General features: G+C 48.6%; 23 protein-coding genes and 1 tRNA gene. 10 read left to right on the top strand and 14 right to left on the bottom strand.

From position 1 onward, the window contains the following. Nucleotides 1-48 precede the first annotated feature (48 nt). The 4 genes from MTBMA_RS08465 to MTBMA_RS08450 form a co-directional block, all read right to left on the bottom strand. Nucleotides 49-480: a hypothetical protein gene (locus tag MTBMA_RS08465; protein ID WP_013296510.1), complete on the bottom strand. Its 432-nt coding sequence runs from the start codon at nt 478-480 to the stop codon at nt 49-51. An 86-nt stretch (nt 481-566) separates the two neighbouring features. Further along, a complete protein-coding gene (locus tag MTBMA_RS08460) occupies nt 567-1,046 on the bottom strand; it encodes a hypothetical protein (RefSeq protein ID WP_013296509.1) in 480 nt (159 codons plus the stop codon). A 5-nt stretch (nt 1,047-1,051) separates the two neighbouring features. After that, nucleotides 1,052-1,909, bottom strand: a complete 858-nt coding sequence (locus MTBMA_RS08455; protein WP_013296508.1) for a C39 family peptidase — start codon at nt 1,907-1,909, stop codon at nt 1,052-1,054. Between the two features lie 263 nt (nt 1,910-2,172). Continuing rightward, the gene (locus MTBMA_RS08450; RefSeq protein WP_013296507.1) at nt 2,173-2,565 is read right to left on the bottom strand and encodes a hypothetical protein; all 393 of its coding nucleotides are present in this window, start codon (nt 2,563-2,565) and stop codon (nt 2,173-2,175) included. Nucleotides 2,566-2,978: 413 nt separating this feature from the next. Between MTBMA_RS08450 and MTBMA_RS08445 the strand changes: the two genes are divergently transcribed. The 3 genes from MTBMA_RS08445 to MTBMA_RS09150 all read left to right on the top strand — a co-directional run bounded on the left by MTBMA_RS08445 (nt 2,979) and on the right by MTBMA_RS09150 (nt 4,090). After that, nucleotides 2,979-3,566, top strand: a complete 588-nt coding sequence (locus MTBMA_RS08445; RefSeq protein ID WP_013296506.1) for a flavin reductase family protein — start codon at nt 2,979-2,981, stop codon at nt 3,564-3,566. Nucleotides 3,567-3,696: 130 nt separating this feature from the next. Beyond that, nucleotides 3,697-3,849, top strand: coding sequence for a hypothetical protein (locus MTBMA_RS09360; protein WP_370511839.1), 153 nt, complete (start codon nt 3,697-3,699; stop codon nt 3,847-3,849). Continuing rightward, the gene (locus MTBMA_RS09150; RefSeq protein ID WP_013296504.1) at nt 3,824-4,090 is read left to right on the top strand and encodes a dTDP-4-dehydrorhamnose 3,5-epimerase family protein; all 267 of its coding nucleotides are present in this window, start codon (nt 3,824-3,826) and stop codon (nt 4,088-4,090) included. The genes MTBMA_RS09360 and MTBMA_RS09150 overlap by 26 nt, the downstream gene beginning before the upstream one ends. 53 nt (nt 4,091-4,143) lie before the next feature. Here the strand turns inward: MTBMA_RS09150 and MTBMA_RS08430 are convergent. Then, nucleotides 4,144-4,219, bottom strand: a tRNA-Arg gene (locus MTBMA_RS08430). A 132-nt stretch (nt 4,220-4,351) separates the two neighbouring features. Between MTBMA_RS08430 and hisF the strand changes: the two genes are divergently transcribed. The 4 genes from hisF to MTBMA_RS08410 are packed head-to-tail and all read left to right on the top strand — an operon-like array spanning nt 4,352 to nt 7,168. Next, on the top strand, nt 4,352-5,191 hold the full coding sequence (hisF, locus tag MTBMA_RS08425; protein WP_013296503.1) for an imidazole glycerol phosphate synthase subunit HisF: 840 nt from the start codon (nt 4,352-4,354) through the stop codon (nt 5,189-5,191). A gap of 7 nt (nt 5,192-5,198) precedes the next feature. Further along, nucleotides 5,199-6,128: a DNA glycosylase gene (locus MTBMA_RS08420; RefSeq protein ID WP_013296502.1), complete on the top strand. Its 930-nt coding sequence runs from the start codon at nt 5,199-5,201 to the stop codon at nt 6,126-6,128. 34 nt (nt 6,129-6,162) lie between these two features. Next, nucleotides 6,163-6,666 (top strand): hypothetical protein, encoded by a 504-nt coding sequence (locus MTBMA_RS08415; protein ID WP_013296501.1) that lies wholly within the window; start codon nt 6,163-6,165, stop codon nt 6,664-6,666. Beyond that, entirely contained in the window at nt 6,659-7,168 is a 510-nt protein-coding gene (locus tag MTBMA_RS08410) for a GAF domain-containing protein (RefSeq protein WP_013296500.1), read from the top strand. The genes MTBMA_RS08415 and MTBMA_RS08410 overlap by 8 nt, the downstream gene beginning before the upstream one ends. Nucleotides 7,169-7,251: 83 nt before the next feature. On the opposite strand, the gene MTBMA_RS08405 is transcribed toward MTBMA_RS08410, so the two are convergent. Next, nucleotides 7,252-7,677 carry a peptidylprolyl isomerase gene (locus MTBMA_RS08405; protein ID WP_013296499.1) on the bottom strand — a complete coding sequence of 142 codons (426 nt, stop codon included), beginning with the start codon at nt 7,675-7,677 and terminating at the stop codon, nt 7,252-7,254. A gap of 79 nt (nt 7,678-7,756) precedes the next feature. Between MTBMA_RS08405 and MTBMA_RS08400 the strand changes: the two genes are divergently transcribed. Continuing rightward, nucleotides 7,757-8,923: an acetylornithine transaminase gene (locus tag MTBMA_RS08400; protein WP_013296498.1), complete on the top strand. Its 1,167-nt coding sequence runs from the start codon at nt 7,757-7,759 to the stop codon at nt 8,921-8,923. 29 nt (nt 8,924-8,952) lie between these two features. Here the strand turns inward: MTBMA_RS08400 and MTBMA_RS08395 are convergent, their stop codons facing one another. Beyond that, on the bottom strand, nt 8,953-9,360 hold the full coding sequence (locus MTBMA_RS08395; RefSeq protein ID WP_013296497.1) for an NUDIX domain-containing protein: 408 nt from the start codon (nt 9,358-9,360) through the stop codon (nt 8,953-8,955). A gap of 84 nt (nt 9,361-9,444) precedes the next feature. Here MTBMA_RS08395 and lysA point away from each other — a divergent pair, with 84 nt between their 5' ends. Further along, a complete protein-coding gene (lysA, locus tag MTBMA_RS08390; RefSeq protein WP_013296496.1) occupies nt 9,445-10,731 on the top strand; it encodes a diaminopimelate decarboxylase in 1,287 nt (428 codons plus the stop codon). Nucleotides 10,732-10,736: 5 nt separating this feature from the next. Then, nucleotides 10,737-11,609: a diaminopimelate epimerase gene (dapF, locus tag MTBMA_RS08385; RefSeq protein ID WP_013296495.1), complete on the top strand. Its 873-nt coding sequence runs from the start codon at nt 10,737-10,739 to the stop codon at nt 11,607-11,609. Here dapF and MTBMA_RS08380 read toward each other — a convergent pair. The 7 genes from MTBMA_RS08380 to MTBMA_RS08350 form a co-directional block, all read right to left on the bottom strand. Beyond that, on the bottom strand, nt 11,512-12,213 hold the full coding sequence (locus MTBMA_RS08380) for a HemK2/MTQ2 family protein methyltransferase (protein ID WP_333473115.1): 702 nt from the start codon (nt 12,211-12,213) through the stop codon (nt 11,512-11,514). The two genes, dapF and MTBMA_RS08380, sit on opposite strands and share 98 nt — an antisense overlap. Then, entirely contained in the window at nt 12,200-12,403 is a 204-nt protein-coding gene (locus MTBMA_RS08375; protein WP_013296493.1) for a helix-turn-helix transcriptional regulator, read from the bottom strand. The genes MTBMA_RS08380 and MTBMA_RS08375 overlap by 14 nt, the downstream gene beginning before the upstream one ends. Further along, entirely contained in the window at nt 12,400-12,840 is a 441-nt protein-coding gene (locus MTBMA_RS08370) for a hypothetical protein (RefSeq protein ID WP_048901244.1), read from the bottom strand. Before MTBMA_RS08370 ends, MTBMA_RS08375 begins: the two co-directional genes overlap by 4 nt. 67 nt (nt 12,841-12,907) lie before the next feature. Next, complete coding sequence (gene rsmA, locus MTBMA_RS08365) at nt 12,908-13,729, bottom strand: 16S rRNA (adenine(1518)-N(6)/adenine(1519)-N(6))-dimethyltransferase RsmA (protein WP_013296491.1); 822 nt, start codon at nt 13,727-13,729, stop codon at nt 12,908-12,910. A 26-nt stretch (nt 13,730-13,755) separates the two neighbouring features. Then, nucleotides 13,756-14,337 (bottom strand): DUF655 domain-containing protein, encoded by a 582-nt coding sequence (locus tag MTBMA_RS08360; RefSeq protein WP_013296490.1) that lies wholly within the window; start codon nt 14,335-14,337, stop codon nt 13,756-13,758. A 39-nt stretch (nt 14,338-14,376) separates the two neighbouring features. Beyond that, nucleotides 14,377-14,718: an RNA polymerase Rpb4 family protein gene (locus tag MTBMA_RS08355; RefSeq protein ID WP_013296489.1), complete on the bottom strand. Its 342-nt coding sequence runs from the start codon at nt 14,716-14,718 to the stop codon at nt 14,377-14,379. Between the two features lie 5 nt (nt 14,719-14,723). Next, nucleotides 14,724-15,014, bottom strand: coding sequence for a 50S ribosomal protein L21e (locus tag MTBMA_RS08350; RefSeq protein WP_013296488.1), 291 nt, complete (start codon nt 15,012-15,014; stop codon nt 14,724-14,726). Between the last annotated feature and the right edge of the window lie 187 nt (nt 15,015-15,201).

Raw genomic sequence — 15,201 nt, 5'->3', positions numbered from 1 at the left:
CCGATACTTTCAGTTTTTTGCTTGCTGTATTTTAATGATGCTTTTTTCTCAATCTTTTGAATCAGTTACTGGTTTGATTATGGTTAACACTGTAAAGGCGATATATGCGGTGGCGGTTACTGTAATCGCGACGCATGTGGTGCCCACAACATTTTTGTTGATGGGTGTTTCTGTGAGGATGGCGTTTGTTAAACCTATGAGGTTGAATCCCAGTGTGAACAGGGCGCTGATTAGTAGTGTCCCGGTAAAGTCATGGTCATAGCATCCACCCGTGTCTATGATAACCCCCTTCAAACCAGTCATGAACAGTATAGCAATGACATCTAAAATGAGAATATAGGCTGCTGAATCAACAGGGTCCCCTGAGACAACATAGAAGAATGGGGCCAGCTCATCCCCCTGCAGCCACCCTGATAGAACTATAGCCGCAGTTATGGCAAAAACCGCCAGTAACGTTAATATAAACCTTTTATATTTCATAGCTTTTCCCCTCTTTTAAAAAATAATTGGTTACTGTTCTATTAACTAGAATGTTGGAGTGTTTTGTGTTCCATGTGTTTGATGTATCAGCTGTTTATTTTCTCAATGTAGACGACTTTTATCAGAGGGAGTTCTTTATTTTTGAGTTCAGGTGTGGTTGTGTCCTCTGCAGGGTAGAAGTATTCACCATATGCTTTTATATGGTCCCCCTTTTTTATTGGGGTTTTCCCGGCGTAACTTAGGAGTATGTAGTCTGGTGTGGTGTTGATCTTGAGGGCAATGAAGGTTTCCTGTGGTTTGACACCGTATGATTCCCCCTTTTTATACACTGTTCCCTCAACCCAGACCTTCTGACCGTTGAGGGCGTATGGATCCTCCCTTGAAGTGGAAAGGTCAAGTGCACGGCACTCCTCCTTATATTTCACGGCTTCAGCGCCTGTTAAGGGTTTAGCGAGATCATTTCCACTGGATGGAAGGGAAATACCTGCTATAAGAAGCTCACTCACTCCGTAACCCACAAAAAAGCCAGCAAGCAGACCAAGAATCAGAAAATGCCTTCTATCCATACTTTTCACCTCTTAATGGCTATGACTCTTAGTTCATAGTGCGGATCATAGACTCTGTACCAGCCCCATACTTCTCTGTAAAGTGGAAAAGTTCCAAATATTGTATGTATACCCCCTACAACCTCTTTGTGCCACCCACAGACCCACCGATATTCTATACGCACGTATACTTTCCTGTATTCCGTGTAGCTTGTGTGATATCTTCCTTTTATGTTTTCAATTTCTTCTGGCGATGGTTCTTCTGTGGTGTTTTCTGAGAGGTTATCTCCTGTTCCGTCCGCTGATGTGTTGTTTCCACTTATAAGTAGTGCCATACCACTGTATTCATCTTTAAATTCTTCAAGTGGTCTTGATATCTTCCCGAGGCTGGGGTCTGCCAGTGAAACTGTCTCATTATCCACATCTCTTATGACACTGTAATGACCGTCCATGTAGACTATCATCCCAGGTTTCAGGTTTTCTACAGAAACCCTCTTTGCGACTGCATTCACGCCTTTGGCCTTTGCTGCTTTGATGAGTCCCTGCATTGTTGTTCCGTCTTCTGTGGTTTCGGCGAGGTCTGCGAGCTCATCTTCGGTTGTGTTTATTCCAAGGTTCTGGAGTAGTGTGGCGAGTGCTGCCGGCCCGCAGGTGTAGTTCCTGGTCTGCATAACCACTCCTGTGGTGTCGGCTGTGATGTTATCGTCTATGGTGAACTCTGCTGGATCCGTGAAGTTCCCTTCAGGGTTATCTGCTGTGGATAGTTCCATGGGATCGGTGGGGTTGCTGCTGTTATCCTGCGGGGTTTCTGCGGCTGCGGCAGCGTTAAAGGATACTGCGAGTGTGAGGAGGATCAGCAAACCCCAAAGACACGACTTTCTCATCCATTATCACCACCATAAATTGATAATAAATCTATAAGAAAAACTCATATATATATTACGGTTCACTTTTAATGTATTATTCACGTTGATGGGAAAGGATTCTTCTGGGGGGTTGCTTTCGTGTCACCTGGTGATCATCGGGGTCATTGGTTTTTTTCTGGTTTGTTTTCGGGAACCCTGTATATCCCCCTTTTTTTCTGGTACAGGTTTGGGGATACTGTTAATTGGTGGATATGGGCGAGGGTGTTGATGATTTATTTAATTTATTTTTTCATCCCCTCTTTTGGGGTTCTTTTGTGTTTGAGGGGTTCTGGGATGATGTTGATTATTCCGGCTGGGAGAATGGCTGACCATAGGCTCTCTATTGTGCCTTTGGTTAAACTGATATCCATGAGTGTTGAATAGGTGATACCTGTGATGTTGATGATGGCAAGGGATAGGAGACATGGTGGCCAGTTCTCCCCCCACCATGCCTTCAGGAGACTTAGCAGGAGTAGATTGAGCAGCAGGTAAAAGAGGGCTGTGTTCAGCCGCTGATAGATGAGTTGAAAGAGTCCGCTTGCCGGAATGCCCCCTGAGAATAGGATTAGGAGTGTTGATATGAGAACAATCACCATTCCAGCCATACTTACAAAATAACTCTTCTCTGATTTCATTAAAACCCACCATTTATCTATTTTTTTATCTGTCGAGATGGTACCTGTGAACCCACCGGTATGCCTGGGGGATCCTCTTAAACCCGGGGTTGATATTATCGCCATACCACTGAATCAGACCATAGACCGTATAATAGGCCCAGAAGACCCTTCCTAAAATACCACCCACAAACTGCCAGCATTTACCTTTGATGTTCTGCATTTCCTCGGTGCTTGATGTTCTGATGTTTTTCTGTGTTGCTGGTTGTCTGGATCTTCTTCTTAGGTTTTCGGGGCTGGTTTTTCCACCGGGCTGTCCGATTATTTAGGAATTATATAACACTGAAACCCTTATATATTTATTAAATTAATATAGAATACGGTGATTATATGATATTAAAAAATTTTAAGAGAGAATCATTAATACCACTTCGGTGGCATTCATATCAACCGTGAGTGGTGAAGGTATAAGGAATATAGCCCCCTATTCATGTCTGATGCCCATTCTCAGGCCATTTGACCTTATCTGTGTGGCATCAGCTAAGATGAGGGATACATATGTGAACATAATGGAGACAGAGGAGTTTGTTATAAATCTGCCAGGTGCAGACATGGTTGAGAAAGTAATCCCCACAGCATCCCATGTTCCCCCAGAGATTGATGAATTTGAACTGGCTGGTCTTGAAGAGAAACCATCAGCAAAGGTGACAGTGCCGGGAATCAGGGGATGCTATGCATGGATGGAATGCGAACTTCACAGAATTTATGAGGATACCTACATGGAGGTACCATATCTACTGATAGTAGGTAAGGTTGTGCATCTGGAGGTCGATGATCGTATATACAACAGGAATGATGGTTCATGGGATACAGAAGCAGCCAGACCATTGATGATGGTAGAATCGGATAGGGGGATGCATTTCTGCACAGTAACGGATCTTAAATATTTTGAACCTTATGGTGCAATGTTCCCCGATGGGAAGGATCCCCTTTCATGGATGTATAAGGAGGAAAGTCCATGAAGACATTTGAAGAAATGGATAAACCCCGCGTGCAGAAAATGCCAGGATTTAATGGTGAGAGACCCATTGAAGGGGGGTGATAAAGGACCTCGTGACATTTTCAGATGAAAGGGGGTTTCTTATAGAGCTAATGCGTCTGGATGATCATGGAATGAAAGCGGCGGATATAAAACAGATAATAGCATCTTACTCATATCCGGGGATGGTTAAAGGGTGGCACATACATTCCAGGCAACAAGATCGCCTGATCTGTGTGCATGGAATGGTTAAACTGGCTCTATGACTACCGCAGGGATTCACCCACCTATGGTATAATAAATGAAATCTTTATGGGCGAAAGATACCCAAGAGCTGTTTACATACCTCCCGGGATATTTCATGGAACAAAGAATATTGGTACAGATATTGCTGTGGTCATAGGCATGCCGTCCCTTCTATATGATCCTGAAAACGTTGATGAAAGACGGCTGGACCCTAATGATAATGACTTGATACCCTATGAATGGGGCTGTAAAATGGAATAGACGACCTTATGAGTTTATAATTAACAGGTATAAATTCAGAACCAGATGAAATACGGACCCGGGGGGATTTGAACCCCCGACCTTGGGATCCGAAGTCCCACGTCATATTCCAGGCTAGACTACGGGCCCTACAGACACTTCTCTATTTAAACTTAACCATTTAAATATTTTCTCATAGCCGTACACCACCACAGATTTATAGAGGGTACCCTTTAGATATACATAAAGTTTCAGGAATATTATGGGCCAGTGGCGATTGAAATGCTTGCAAAGAGGATAATACCATGTCTTGACTGCGACCTCCAGGTGCCTCATGGCAGGGTCGTGAAGGGCGTTGAATTCAAGAGGATAAGATATGCGGGGGACCCTGTGGAACTTGCAACCCGCTACTACGAGGATGGTGCCGATGAGATAGTCTTCCTTGACATAACAGCATCCCATGAGAGAAGGGAGACCATGACCCATGTGATAGAGGCAACCACCGAGAACGTCTTCGTGCCCATATGTGTGGGGGGAGGCATAAGGAAACCAGAGGACTACGTTAAGATGCTGAAGGCCGGCGCAGATAAGTGCTCAACAAACACGGCGGCAATAAAAAACCCTGAACTCATCAGTGAGGCATCAAAACTCGTGGGGTCCCAGGCATGTGTCGTTGCAATAGATGCCAAGAGGAGATACATTGAAAACCCCCGGGAATCAGATGAGAGGTTCATAATAGAAGTTGATGACGGCTACTGCTGGTACGAGTGCAGCATATACGGTGGAAGGGAGTTCACAGGGATAGACGCTATAAACTGGGCAATGGAGTGCCAGGAGATGGGGGCAGGGGAGATACTCCTCACATCCATGGACCGCGACGGCACAAAGGAGGGCTATGACATTCCACTCACAAGGACCATGAGCGAGAACCTGGACATACCTGTCATAGCATCAGGGGGGGTGGGAAACCCCCAGCACATATACGAGGCCTTCACAGATGGAAAGGCAGACGCGGCCCTCGCTGCAAGCATATTCCACTTCAACGAGTATCCGGTCCCCGCTGTGAAGGAGTACCTTCATTCAAGGGGTATCCCGGTCAGGCTACAGGAAAAACGGGGTTAAACTATACATGGATATACCTGTAAGGGAATTCGACCTTGAACTGACCCAGGAGAGCGGCCAGACATCCCAGCCACCATGGAAAAGGGTTGACGGCGCCTTCAGGGAGCTCCTCATAATCGGGGGAGTGCCCTGCCCTGTGGAGGTGAGGGCTGGGGATGAAGTCCTCAGGGTGAACCCCTACTCTGATGTCCCCAGAAAACCTTTAAAGAAGAAGATAGAGTACATATTCGACCTTAAATTTGAAATTGAAGATTTATACAGTTTTCTTGAGGATAAAGGGCTCTCAGACACCATTCAATCATCAAGGGGGCTGAGGCTATTCCTTGCAAAGGATCCATTTGAGTGCATAATCTCATCCATAGCCTCTGCCAACTGCTCCATTAAGAGATGGACGAGGGCAGTGGATGACATCAAAAGGGGGTGGGGTGACTGCCACCTATTCAGGGGGGAGCGGTTCTACACCTTCCCATCCCCTGCCACCCTTGCAGGGGTTGAGGAGGAATCACTTGAGGACCTTCAGAGGCGCGAGGATAAACTACCCGATGATTTCAGGTTCACTGACCTCAGATCATGCGGGGTGGGCTACAGGGCCCCCTACATAAGGGAGACCTCAAGGATACTCTCTGAGGAACTTGATATCAGCAAAATCCACAGGATGGACTACCAGGATGCCAGGGAGGTCCTCCTTGAACTGCCAGGGGTCGGACCGAAGGTGGCTGACTGCATACTCCTCTATGGTTTCAGGAAGACCGAGGCCTTCCCTGTTGATGTTTGGGTGAGGAGGATAATGAACCACCTGTACCCTGATAGAAACTTCAGTGCCAGGGAGATTGCTGAATTTGCAGCCCGCGAGTACGGTGAAATGGCTGGTTACGTCCAGCTCTACCTCTTCAACCACGCAAGGAGGTCAGGGCTACTTGAAAAACTCAGGGGTTAATGATGAAGGGCAAGCTGTGCCCGGGACCTTTAAGATGAAGGATGTTATTGATGAATTCAGGAGGGCCGCAGGGAAATCTTTCAGGAAACTCAGAAGGGTCCTGGATGAAAAATACTGCTGGAAGTGCCCCCAGCGGTCAACAAGGGACAGGATAGGCTGCAGGGAGGTTGAGGCATGGATGCGTCTCAGATCGGCCCTTGAGGAGGAACTCATAGAACAGGTGAAGGGACTCGGCGAGACTTATCATGAAGGTGTACTCTTAAGGATCAGGGAGAAAACTGAGAAGCCCACCATTAAAATAATCAGGGATAAGGGGGGATACATAATCATCAGGGATAGCACCTCTGGCCTCAGGATGGGCCATGAGGTTATGGTTGGCTCCAGGATCCTCAGGGTTGAGGGACTGGATGGTGCCGCTGTCATAACCGATGGGGGAAGGTACCCCCTTTATGAGGTGCGGGGCAGGGTCCTGGACAGGGTTCGACCCGGGCACCCATTCTACAGGTATATAAGGTCACTGGAGGGCCATGATGAATGATCTGAGGGAAAAACTTGAATCTGTCTCGTCTGTTAAGGAAGCCTCTGATATTGTCTTTGATGAAATAAAAATGAGAACCGGAAGCAGGTACTGCTATGTTGCCTACGTTGACCCTGAAAATGGTGACAGTGTCGGTATAAGGTTCTCCCACCTGACAGACTACTGCAGTTACTATGAGGAGATGGGCGAGGCAAGGTTCAGGCTCCCAAAAAGCGGGAGGTACGGGGGCCTCCTCGGGTACTCCCTTGATACAGGGGAGTCATTCTTCACCAACAACCCCGCAGGGCACCCTGCAGCCCATGGGATACCCGAGGGACACATAAAGGTTTCAAGGTTCCTATCTCTGGCAGTGAAGGATGATGAGGGGATCCTAGGGCAGATAGTGGCAGCGGATCCCCCTGAAAATTACAATGAGGGTCACCTCAGGGTGGCTGAGAAGATCGCAGAGACTTACGCAGGGGTCCTTAGAAGGTTCTACCGTGGCGAGATACCCCTCAGATAGAACCCTCTAGGGAATCTTCACTCTTCGTAGACCCTGACCTGATGTCCTAATCCTAATCCTCAATGAAATCGAAAAGGGAATCCTCATTCGTCGTAGACCCTGACCTTCAGCATCCGGTCGCCCCTCTCTATTGATTCAACAACATCCATGCCCTTCACAACCCGCCCGAAGACGGTGTGAACCCCATCAAGGTGAGGCTGGGGGGAGAGTGTTATGAAGAACTGACTACCACCGGTGTCCCTCCCTGCATGGGCCATTGAAAGGGCCCCCTTCACGTGTTTATTGGGATTTATCTCACACTTTATGGTGTAACCTGGCCCACCGGTACCATCACCCACCGGGCAACCACCCTGAATCACAAAGTCAGGTATTACCCGGTGGAACGTGAGTCCATCATAGAAGCCGGTATTTGCAAGTTTCTCAAAATTGGCAACTGTATTCGGGGCATCCTCAGGGAAGAGGATGAGCTCTATTTCTCCCTTAACGGTTTCAATAACAGCCCTTTTCATTTAACCACCATAACATACATATTTATTATCCATTTAGGTTCAAGATTAATATAAGTCCACCACATGTTTCGGTGATATCATGGATTCAGAGGAAGTAATTGAACTTGAAAAAAAATTTATCATGCAGACCTACACGCGGCAGCCCATTGTGCTCTCCCATGGCAAGGGCGCCACTGTATGGGATATTGATGGTAACTCCTACATTGACTGCTTTGCTGGTGTTGCTGTTAACAGCATTGGACATGCCCACCCAAAGGTTGCACTTGCAATCTGTCACCAGGCCCAGAGGCTCATCCACTCATCCAACATATACTATACCAGGGAGCAGGCGGAACTTGCAAAGCTCCTCACAGGTATATCCCCCCATGACAGGGTTTTCTTTGCAAACAGCGGTGCTGAGGCAAATGAGGGGGCCATAAAACTTGCAAGAAAGTTCACAGGAAAATCTGAGATAATAGCCGCGGAGAACTCCTTCCATGGAAGGACCCTTGCAACTGTAACCGCCACGGGACAGAGGAAGTACAGCGAACCATTCAGGCCACTGCCAGAGGGATTCAAACATGTCCCCTACGGTGACTTGGGGGCAATGGCAGATGCCATAGGCGATGACACGGCAGCCATAATACTTGAACCCGTGCAGGGTGAGGGCGGGGTTATAGTCCCCCCTGAGGGCTACCTGCGGGACGTGGGGGAACTTGCAAGGCAGAACGATGTTCTCCTCATACTCGATGAGGTGCAGACAGGGTTTGGAAGGACCGGCGCCATGTTTGCATCGGAGCTGTTTGATGTGCGACCTGACATCACCACGGTTGCAAAGGCCATGGGCGGAGGATACCCCATAGGCGCCGTGCTTGCAGATGAAAGGGTTGCATCGGCATTCAAACCAGGGGACCATGGATCAACATTCGGGGGGAACCCGCTGGGGTGTGCAGCTGCCATAGCAACCATTGAGGTTTTGCTGGATGAGAAGCTACCTGAGAGGGCGGCCAAGATGGGTTCCTATTTCATGGCAAGGCTCAGGCAGGTTCTGCAGGGCTGTGATTCTGTGAGGGACATCCGTGGCGTGGGCCTCATGATCGGGATAGAACTTGATGGCGACTGCAGCAGGGTCGTTGACGAGGCAAGGGAGATGGGCGTGCTTATAAACTGCACTGCGGGTAACGTGATAAGGCTGGTTCCTCCACTTGTCATAAAGAAGGAGGAGATAGACGCAGCGGTCGATGTCCTCGGACAGGTCATCTCCTAGTTTCAGTAAGATTCATGGTTTAAGGGGTGTCATCGAGGTCTGGGGTGCTCAAAAAGCCATGGATTTTTATTTTTAAATTCGCGGAGCCAGGGTGAAAAGTCCATTTCACCACCCCTGAACCAGCACCAGTCCTCGTGTTCGCTGCTGATTTTCGGAACGTCCCCTCTAAACTCAGTAGAGAAGATAATGTTGACAGATACCTTCTCCGGGAAAACCTGCTCAAATGCGCCCAGAACATGCATGGGCCTGATTTCAAGGCCTGTCTCCTCATGGACTTCCCGTGATAGTGCCTCATCCAGTGTTTCACCACCATCAGGTTTTCCACCGGGAAGCTCCCACATTGAGGGGTTTGTTGCCGAATCACGGGATCTTTTCAGAATGAGAACACCATCATCACCCCTTATAAGGGCCCTAACGACCGGTATGAATGGTTTCATATTTTCACATCCCACGAACTTTTATTAGTCAGTTGAATGAAAGATTTGATTGATTCATTAATTAATCTGGGAGGATCATCCATTATGTTTTCTGATATTGAGGTTAACGATAAGGGACACCTTGTGATTGGGGGTGCCGATGCAGTTGAACTGGCAGAAGAATACGGCACCCCCCTCTATGTCATCGATGAGATGAGAATAAGGGAAAATTACAGAAGGCTCCACAGGGCATTCTCCAGGAACTATTCAGATTTCCAGGTATTCTACGCATGCAAGGCCAACACCAACCTCGCGGTCATGAGGATACTGGAGGAGGAGGGTAGCGGAATCGATGCCGTGTCTCCCGGGGAGATATACATAGCCCTCATGGCAGGCTTTGACCCTGAAAGGATTCTCTACACCGGCAACAATGTGAGGGATGATGAGCTGCAGTTTGCACTTGAAGCGGGTGTGAGGATCAATATTGATTCAAGGTCACAGCTTCTGAGGCTGGCGGAGATGGCCCCTGAGGGACTTGAGGTATCATTCAGGGTCAACCCCCTTGTGGGTGCAGGCCACCATGAGCACTGCATCACCGGCGGGGAGATGAGCAAGTTCGGTATCATGGAAAGCGAGGCCCCGGAGGTTTACAGTCTCGCACTTGACCTTGGCCTTAAGCCGGTGGGTATACATGCCCATATAGGGTCAGGGATACTTGACCCGGAGCCCTTCATGCTGGCAGTTGAGTCCCTAATGGATATCGCAGGAAGGGTCCATGGGGAGACAGGGATCGAATTTGAATTCATAGACTTCGGCGGCGGCCTGGGCATACCCTACACTCCAGATGAGGAGCCACTGGACATCGATGAATTCGCATCAAGGATAACGGGCCTCTTCAAGGATAAACTATCTGATTATGGCCTTGGAAGGCCTGTGATGTGCCTTGAGCCTGGAAGGTACATAGTTGGGGATGCATCATATCTCCTAACACGCGTTAACACAGTAAAGGAGAGCTACAGGAAATTCGCAGGGGTTGACGCAGGCTTCAACACACTGCTGAGGCCTGCCATGTATGGCTCCTACCACCACATCCTGGTTGCAGACAGGCCCCTTGCTGGGCCCTCAGGAAAGATAGACATAGCAGGGAATGTGTGTGAATCAGGGGACCTATTTGCAAGGGACAGGCCCATGTCTGAGGTCAATGAGGGTGACATCCTTGCCATCATGAATGCAGGTGCCTACTCCTTCTCAATGGCCTCCCAGTACAACTCCCGCCCACGACCAGCCGAGGTGCTTGTAAGGGATGGTGACGCCGAGGTTGTGAGGAGGAGGGAAACATTCGCTGATCTACTGGCAGGGCAGGTTGTACCTGCAAGGCTCCTTAAGAGGTAGATAGAATGACGAGGATGGTAATGTTCTCCAAGATGCATGGGCTTGGAAATGACTATGTGGTTATAGATGAGAGCACCCAGGAGTGCATACCCGAGGATAAAAAGCCTGAATTCGTCAGGGAAGTCTGCACGAGGGGATTCTCTGTTGGGGCTGATGGCGTCATATTTGTCCAGCCAGCAGCTGGTGATGGGGATATAAGGTTCAGGATATTCAACGCCGATGGAAGCGAGGCAGAGATGTGCGGTAACGGAATAAGGTGCTTCTCAAAGTTTGTATACGACAATGCCATTGTGAGAAAGAGAAAACTTGATGTTGAAACCCTTGCAGGCATCAAAACCGTGGAGCTTGAGATTGGGGATGATGGTTCAGTGGTCTCCTCAAGGGTTGATATGGGCACAGCAACATTCAAGACAGACCAGATACCCATGGATGTGGGGGAATGCGAGTTCATAGACCGTTTCCTCCCGGTTGAGGGTGAGGATATCAAACTCACAGCTCTGAGCGTCGGGAACCCCCATGCGGTGATATTTGTGGATGATACCGGATCGGTGGACCTGAAGCGGCTTGGCCCCGCAATAGAAAACCACCCCCTCTTCCCTGAGAGAATCAACGTGCACTTTGTTGAGGTGGTTGACCCATCTGAGATCATCATGGTGACATGGGAGAGGGGCGCCGGGCCAACCATGGCATGTGGAACAGGGGCCACAGCCAGTGTGATTGCAGGGGTTAAACTTGAAAAACTGGATGACAGCGTCCTGGTGCATCTACCTGGAGGTGAACTTAAAATAGACGTCTACCAGGAGGGTACAGAGCTGGGGGCCTACATGGAGGGTGATGCGGTCCTCGTGTTCGATGGGATACTGGTAAGGGATCCCTAGCCCCCCTCATAACAGCCCTTATGAGGACTATCTCCTCAAAGAAGTACCTTTCACTTGCAGTAACCTCTGCATCAAAACCCAGATTCCTGAGCCTTTCAAGTGTCCTCTTGGTGTCTGAGAGTGAGGATTGAACGAGCTGGATTCTTCCACCGGGCTTGAGGTGTTCAGCCACATCATCCAGGAAGCGGTCTATAACCCTCCTCCCGTCGGGTCCCCCATTCCAGGCAAGGTCTATGGAACCCTCTGTGATATCCTCCTCCCCCACAGGGAGGTAGGGGGTGTTGAAGAGTATAACATCGAATTTCTCACCCCTCACAGGATCAAAGAGGTCACCCTGGAGTACCCTTAACCCGGAGCCATTCAGGACAGCGTTTTTCCTGGCACATTCAACTGCAGCGGGGTTTATATCTGTTGCAGTCACATCAGCCTTCTCTGAGGCCTTTATGGCAACCAGCCCAGTACCGGTGCCTATTTCAAGGACCCTTTCGCCCTCTCCAACCTCAAGGTTATCTGCAAGGAGGAAGGTGTCCTCTGCAGGCTCATATACGTCCCTGCATGTTTCGATTTTCAGATCACCGTACCTTATCATTTCAACCATCCTCATCAAGGAGGAATATATCCTCGATGTGCTCCCCCCCGAGGGCCCTTGTGATCCTGTGGGCGAGGATGAGGGAGGGGTTGTAGCGACCCCTCTCAAGGGTTATTATGGTCTGCCTTGTAACCCCCACCATCTCTGCCAGTTCCTCCTGGGTCAGTCCAAGTTTATTTCTGTATTCCCTTATCAGGGTTTTCAATTTTCCCTCTCCAGGCGATAGTTTGTCACTGATTTGGCGATAACCCCTGCAACCAGTGCAATCACCGGGACTGGATCCACGTAGGGGTCACCCTTAAGGGAACTTGAGATGAGCTGGATGAATATTCCCAAAACAAGGACCGGCATCATGGCCCAGGCCGCATTTCTCTCGGCTACTGCCTCGTGGATGTATTCCCTTTCATCCCTCCTGACTTTCCACATAACATCAAACATGTCAAGGAAGAGGAATACCAGCCATGCTGCTGTCACATATATTCTTGCCATGGTACTGAGGGGCAGGAGCTGGACCGCTACAAGGATTAGAAGCACAGATGCCAGGTATGCAGCGCCCTGCCAGGTTTTAACTGAAACTCCCCAGCCACCATACTTTCTTCTTCCAAACCATTCGGGTCTTGCTATTATCAAAACAACCACCATGTAAAAAATAGTTTACATAATATTTATATTTTTCTATAGTGGACTGCACTTCAGAGGGTCCCCCTGCTCATGAGGACGCTGAGAGTTCCTCCATGCGTTCTGTTATTTCAAGTATCTCCTCTGGCTTCAGCTGAAAGACCCTCTTCTCAAGTATCTCAGATGGAAGAACATCCAGAACCTCACTGAAGTCCAGGTCGGCCTTTATCTCGTGGAAAGACTCCCTGAGTGACTTGGAGGTTTTTTTCTTTCTGTGCTGAAAGAGGGCACGGCACACATCCTCAAAAAGTGCAGGGAGACTGAATCCCGTGGGCCTTACGGTCACGACTGCAGAGTCAACACGGGGCCTTGGGAAAAAACAGCCCGGTTTGAGGTAATCAACTATCTGGACCTCTGCAAGGAAGTGCAGCATTACAGAGAGTCTTGAGTAATCCCGTGTACCCGGCTCTGCAACCATCCTTGCAGCAAACTCCTTCTGGTACATGAGGACCCCTAACTCGAATTCATGCCTCAGAAGCCTGAAGGTTACAGGGGACGATATCTGGTAGGGCAGGTTGGATACCACCTTGTTGAATGCGGGAAAATCAACCTTAAGGGCGTCGCCAACAATGATATCCACATTGTCCCCTTTTATTCTATCGGCAAGGATCCCTGCGATGAAGGGGTCACTTTCGATTGCAGTAACATGACCTGCAAGTTCTGCCATAGGGAGTGTCAGTGTACCTATGCCGGCCCCTATCTCCAGGACATGATCATCGGGTCCCAGATTGCCATATCCCAGTATGCGCTGCCTCTTGCCGTCATCAACAAGGTAATTCTGCCCCAGACTCCTTCTGAGCCTGACACCGTACTTCCTCAGAACGTCCCTTGTCTCTCTGTAGAGTCCCGTCATAAAATAAATTGGTTATTGGGTTAAAATCAGTCCCTCTTCTTCTGGGGAGGTCTTGTGAATATTGTGTACTTCCTTTTTCCCCGCTTGGCGCCCTCAACATCCAGTTCCATGAGGATCCTCCTGACGATGAGTTTAACAGGGTCTGATAGCATCGGGACCCTGTTCTTTATGTCCTCAAAACTCTCAAAGGGCTTTTCCTCACGGGCCTTCAGGATATCCCACATATGCTTTTTACCGATTCCTGGAAGAAGTTCAAGCTGGTGAAGCCTGGTGCTTATGGGGCCCGCCTCATTGAAGAAACGCACGAACCTGTCCTCGTTGGACTTTATTATTTCCTCAATGACGTAGGGCAGTTCAACCCTGGCTGTGGCCGTGAGTTCATTGTGCCGGAGTCTCCTGTTGATCCTGGCTATCTTATCCCTTTTACCCTTACCTATGTAGACCTCCTCATGAATCTCAAGGTCAACATCTGGCCTGGGTGTTAACTCAAGGAGGGTAAACTCATCCTTTCCCAGAGCCTGGGCAACAGGCCTCTTCTTGAATGTACCGAAACCTTCACTCACGTAACCAAGTGGAAGGTAATCCAGTATGATAGCGTACTCTTCCATGAAATCACATACTCTAATTTTTCAGGTCAGATATTATTTTTATTCGACCCGGTATTTATCTATTACCTCGAGTATGCCTGGCAGGTCCTCTGCCTTTATGGGGACCCTTTCCTTGGCAAAGATTAAACGGAGGTCAGATAGGTCCACAGGCATGATATCTGCGATCTTGACAGCATGCCTCCTCTTTATGTTGGGGATACCCATCAGTTCCTCAATGAGACCCCTGCTGGTTTCAGGGTCAAGCCTTGAAAAGCGGGTTACATGGTCAAGGACAAGGTTCTGCTCGTAGGTGAGCTCATGTTCTTCCCCGAATTTTTCAAGTATCTCCTTAACCTCTGCCATTGAAACAGGTTCACTTTCCAGAACCTTTTTCCCTATCATGGGAATCACTCTTGCATCTGAAGGTGCTCTGGCCTCACCACAAGCTGTTTCTCCTTGTTACCATCCCTTATGGACACCACATATGATCTGCCCATCATACCGGCAACACGGCCTGTTTTACCATGGAAGCGGGGGTGGGGCTGGCCCCGGTGGATGCTTGGATCTATTATTATGTGTACAAGGTCACCCTCACTGAAGCTCTGGATCTTCCTTGTTATCGGGTTTGATCTTCCAGGCCTTTTGACCTTCTGAAGCTTGTGTCTTGTTTTACTTCTGAAACCTCTTGATCTTCTCATTTTTTAACCTCCATAAAAAGCCTGTGATGGCTTGTAACAGTTATTAAAACCTTACAAGAATCAGACATCTAAACTTATAAGTTCTGTATTTAACATTTCCATAAATATATATTTTTCCTCAGGGCAGGGGATCTCTCAAATTGAAGGGGGAGATCATCATCAGCTTGTCTTCAGGGTCAGATGAAGC

It is taken from the genome of Methanothermobacter marburgensis str. Marburg, assembly GCF_000145295.1.
GTDB classification, from domain to species: Archaea; Methanobacteriota; Methanobacteria; order Methanobacteriales; family Methanothermobacteraceae; genus Methanothermobacter; species Methanothermobacter marburgensis.
This window is presented reverse-complemented; position numbering and strand designations above follow the sequence as displayed.

Bases quoted from the DNA above. Each gene is read 5' to 3' on its own strand.
- MTBMA_RS08400 (WP_013296498.1), top strand. From the start codon at position 7,757: ATGGATTCAGAGGAAGTAATTGAACTTGAAAAAAAATTTATCATGCAG.
- MTBMA_RS08380 (WP_333473115.1), bottom strand. From the start codon at position 12,213: ATGAGGATGGTTGAAATGATAAGGTACGGTGATCTGAAAATCGAAACA.
- hisF (WP_013296503.1), top strand. From the start codon at position 4,352: ATGCTTGCAAAGAGGATAATACCATGTCTTGACTGCGACCTCCAGGTG.
- MTBMA_RS08350 (WP_013296488.1), bottom strand. From the start codon at position 15,014: ATGAGAAGATCAAGAGGTTTCAGAAGTAAAACAAGACACAAGCTTCAG.
- MTBMA_RS08460 (WP_013296509.1), bottom strand. From the start codon at position 1,046: ATGGATAGAAGGCATTTTCTGATTCTTGGTCTGCTTGCTGGCTTTTTT.
- MTBMA_RS08395 (WP_013296497.1), bottom strand. From the start codon at position 9,360: ATGAAACCATTCATACCGGTCGTTAGGGCCCTTATAAGGGGTGATGAT.
- MTBMA_RS08420 (WP_013296502.1), top strand. From the start codon at position 5,199: ATGGATATACCTGTAAGGGAATTCGACCTTGAACTGACCCAGGAGAGC.
- MTBMA_RS08455 (WP_013296508.1), bottom strand. From the start codon at position 1,909: ATGAGAAAGTCGTGTCTTTGGGGTTTGCTGATCCTCCTCACACTCGCA.
- lysA (WP_013296496.1), top strand. From the start codon at position 9,445: ATGTTTTCTGATATTGAGGTTAACGATAAGGGACACCTTGTGATTGGG.
- MTBMA_RS08360 (WP_013296490.1), bottom strand. From the start codon at position 14,337: ATGGAAGAGTACGCTATCATACTGGATTACCTTCCACTTGGTTACGTG.
- dapF (WP_013296495.1), top strand. From the start codon at position 10,737: ATGACGAGGATGGTAATGTTCTCCAAGATGCATGGGCTTGGAAATGAC.
- MTBMA_RS08450 (WP_013296507.1), bottom strand. From the start codon at position 2,565: ATGAAATCAGAGAAGAGTTATTTTGTAAGTATGGCTGGAATGGTGATT.
- MTBMA_RS09360 (WP_370511839.1), top strand. From the start codon at position 3,697: ATGCGTCTGGATGATCATGGAATGAAAGCGGCGGATATAAAACAGATA.
- MTBMA_RS08355 (WP_013296489.1), bottom strand. From the start codon at position 14,718: ATGATAGGGAAAAAGGTTCTGGAAAGTGAACCTGTTTCAATGGCAGAG.
- MTBMA_RS08465 (WP_013296510.1), bottom strand. From the start codon at position 480: ATGAAATATAAAAGGTTTATATTAACGTTACTGGCGGTTTTTGCCATA.
- MTBMA_RS08415 (WP_013296501.1), top strand. From the start codon at position 6,163: ATGAAGGATGTTATTGATGAATTCAGGAGGGCCGCAGGGAAATCTTTC.
- MTBMA_RS08405 (WP_013296499.1), bottom strand. From the start codon at position 7,677: ATGAAAAGGGCTGTTATTGAAACCGTTAAGGGAGAAATAGAGCTCATC.
- MTBMA_RS09150 (WP_013296504.1), top strand. From the start codon at position 3,824: ATGGAATGGTTAAACTGGCTCTATGACTACCGCAGGGATTCACCCACC.
- MTBMA_RS08410 (WP_013296500.1), top strand. From the start codon at position 6,659: ATGAATGATCTGAGGGAAAAACTTGAATCTGTCTCGTCTGTTAAGGAA.
- rsmA (WP_013296491.1), bottom strand. From the start codon at position 13,729: ATGACGGGACTCTACAGAGAGACAAGGGACGTTCTGAGGAAGTACGGT.
- MTBMA_RS08370 (WP_048901244.1), bottom strand. From the start codon at position 12,840: ATGGTGGTTGTTTTGATAATAGCAAGACCCGAATGGTTTGGAAGAAGA.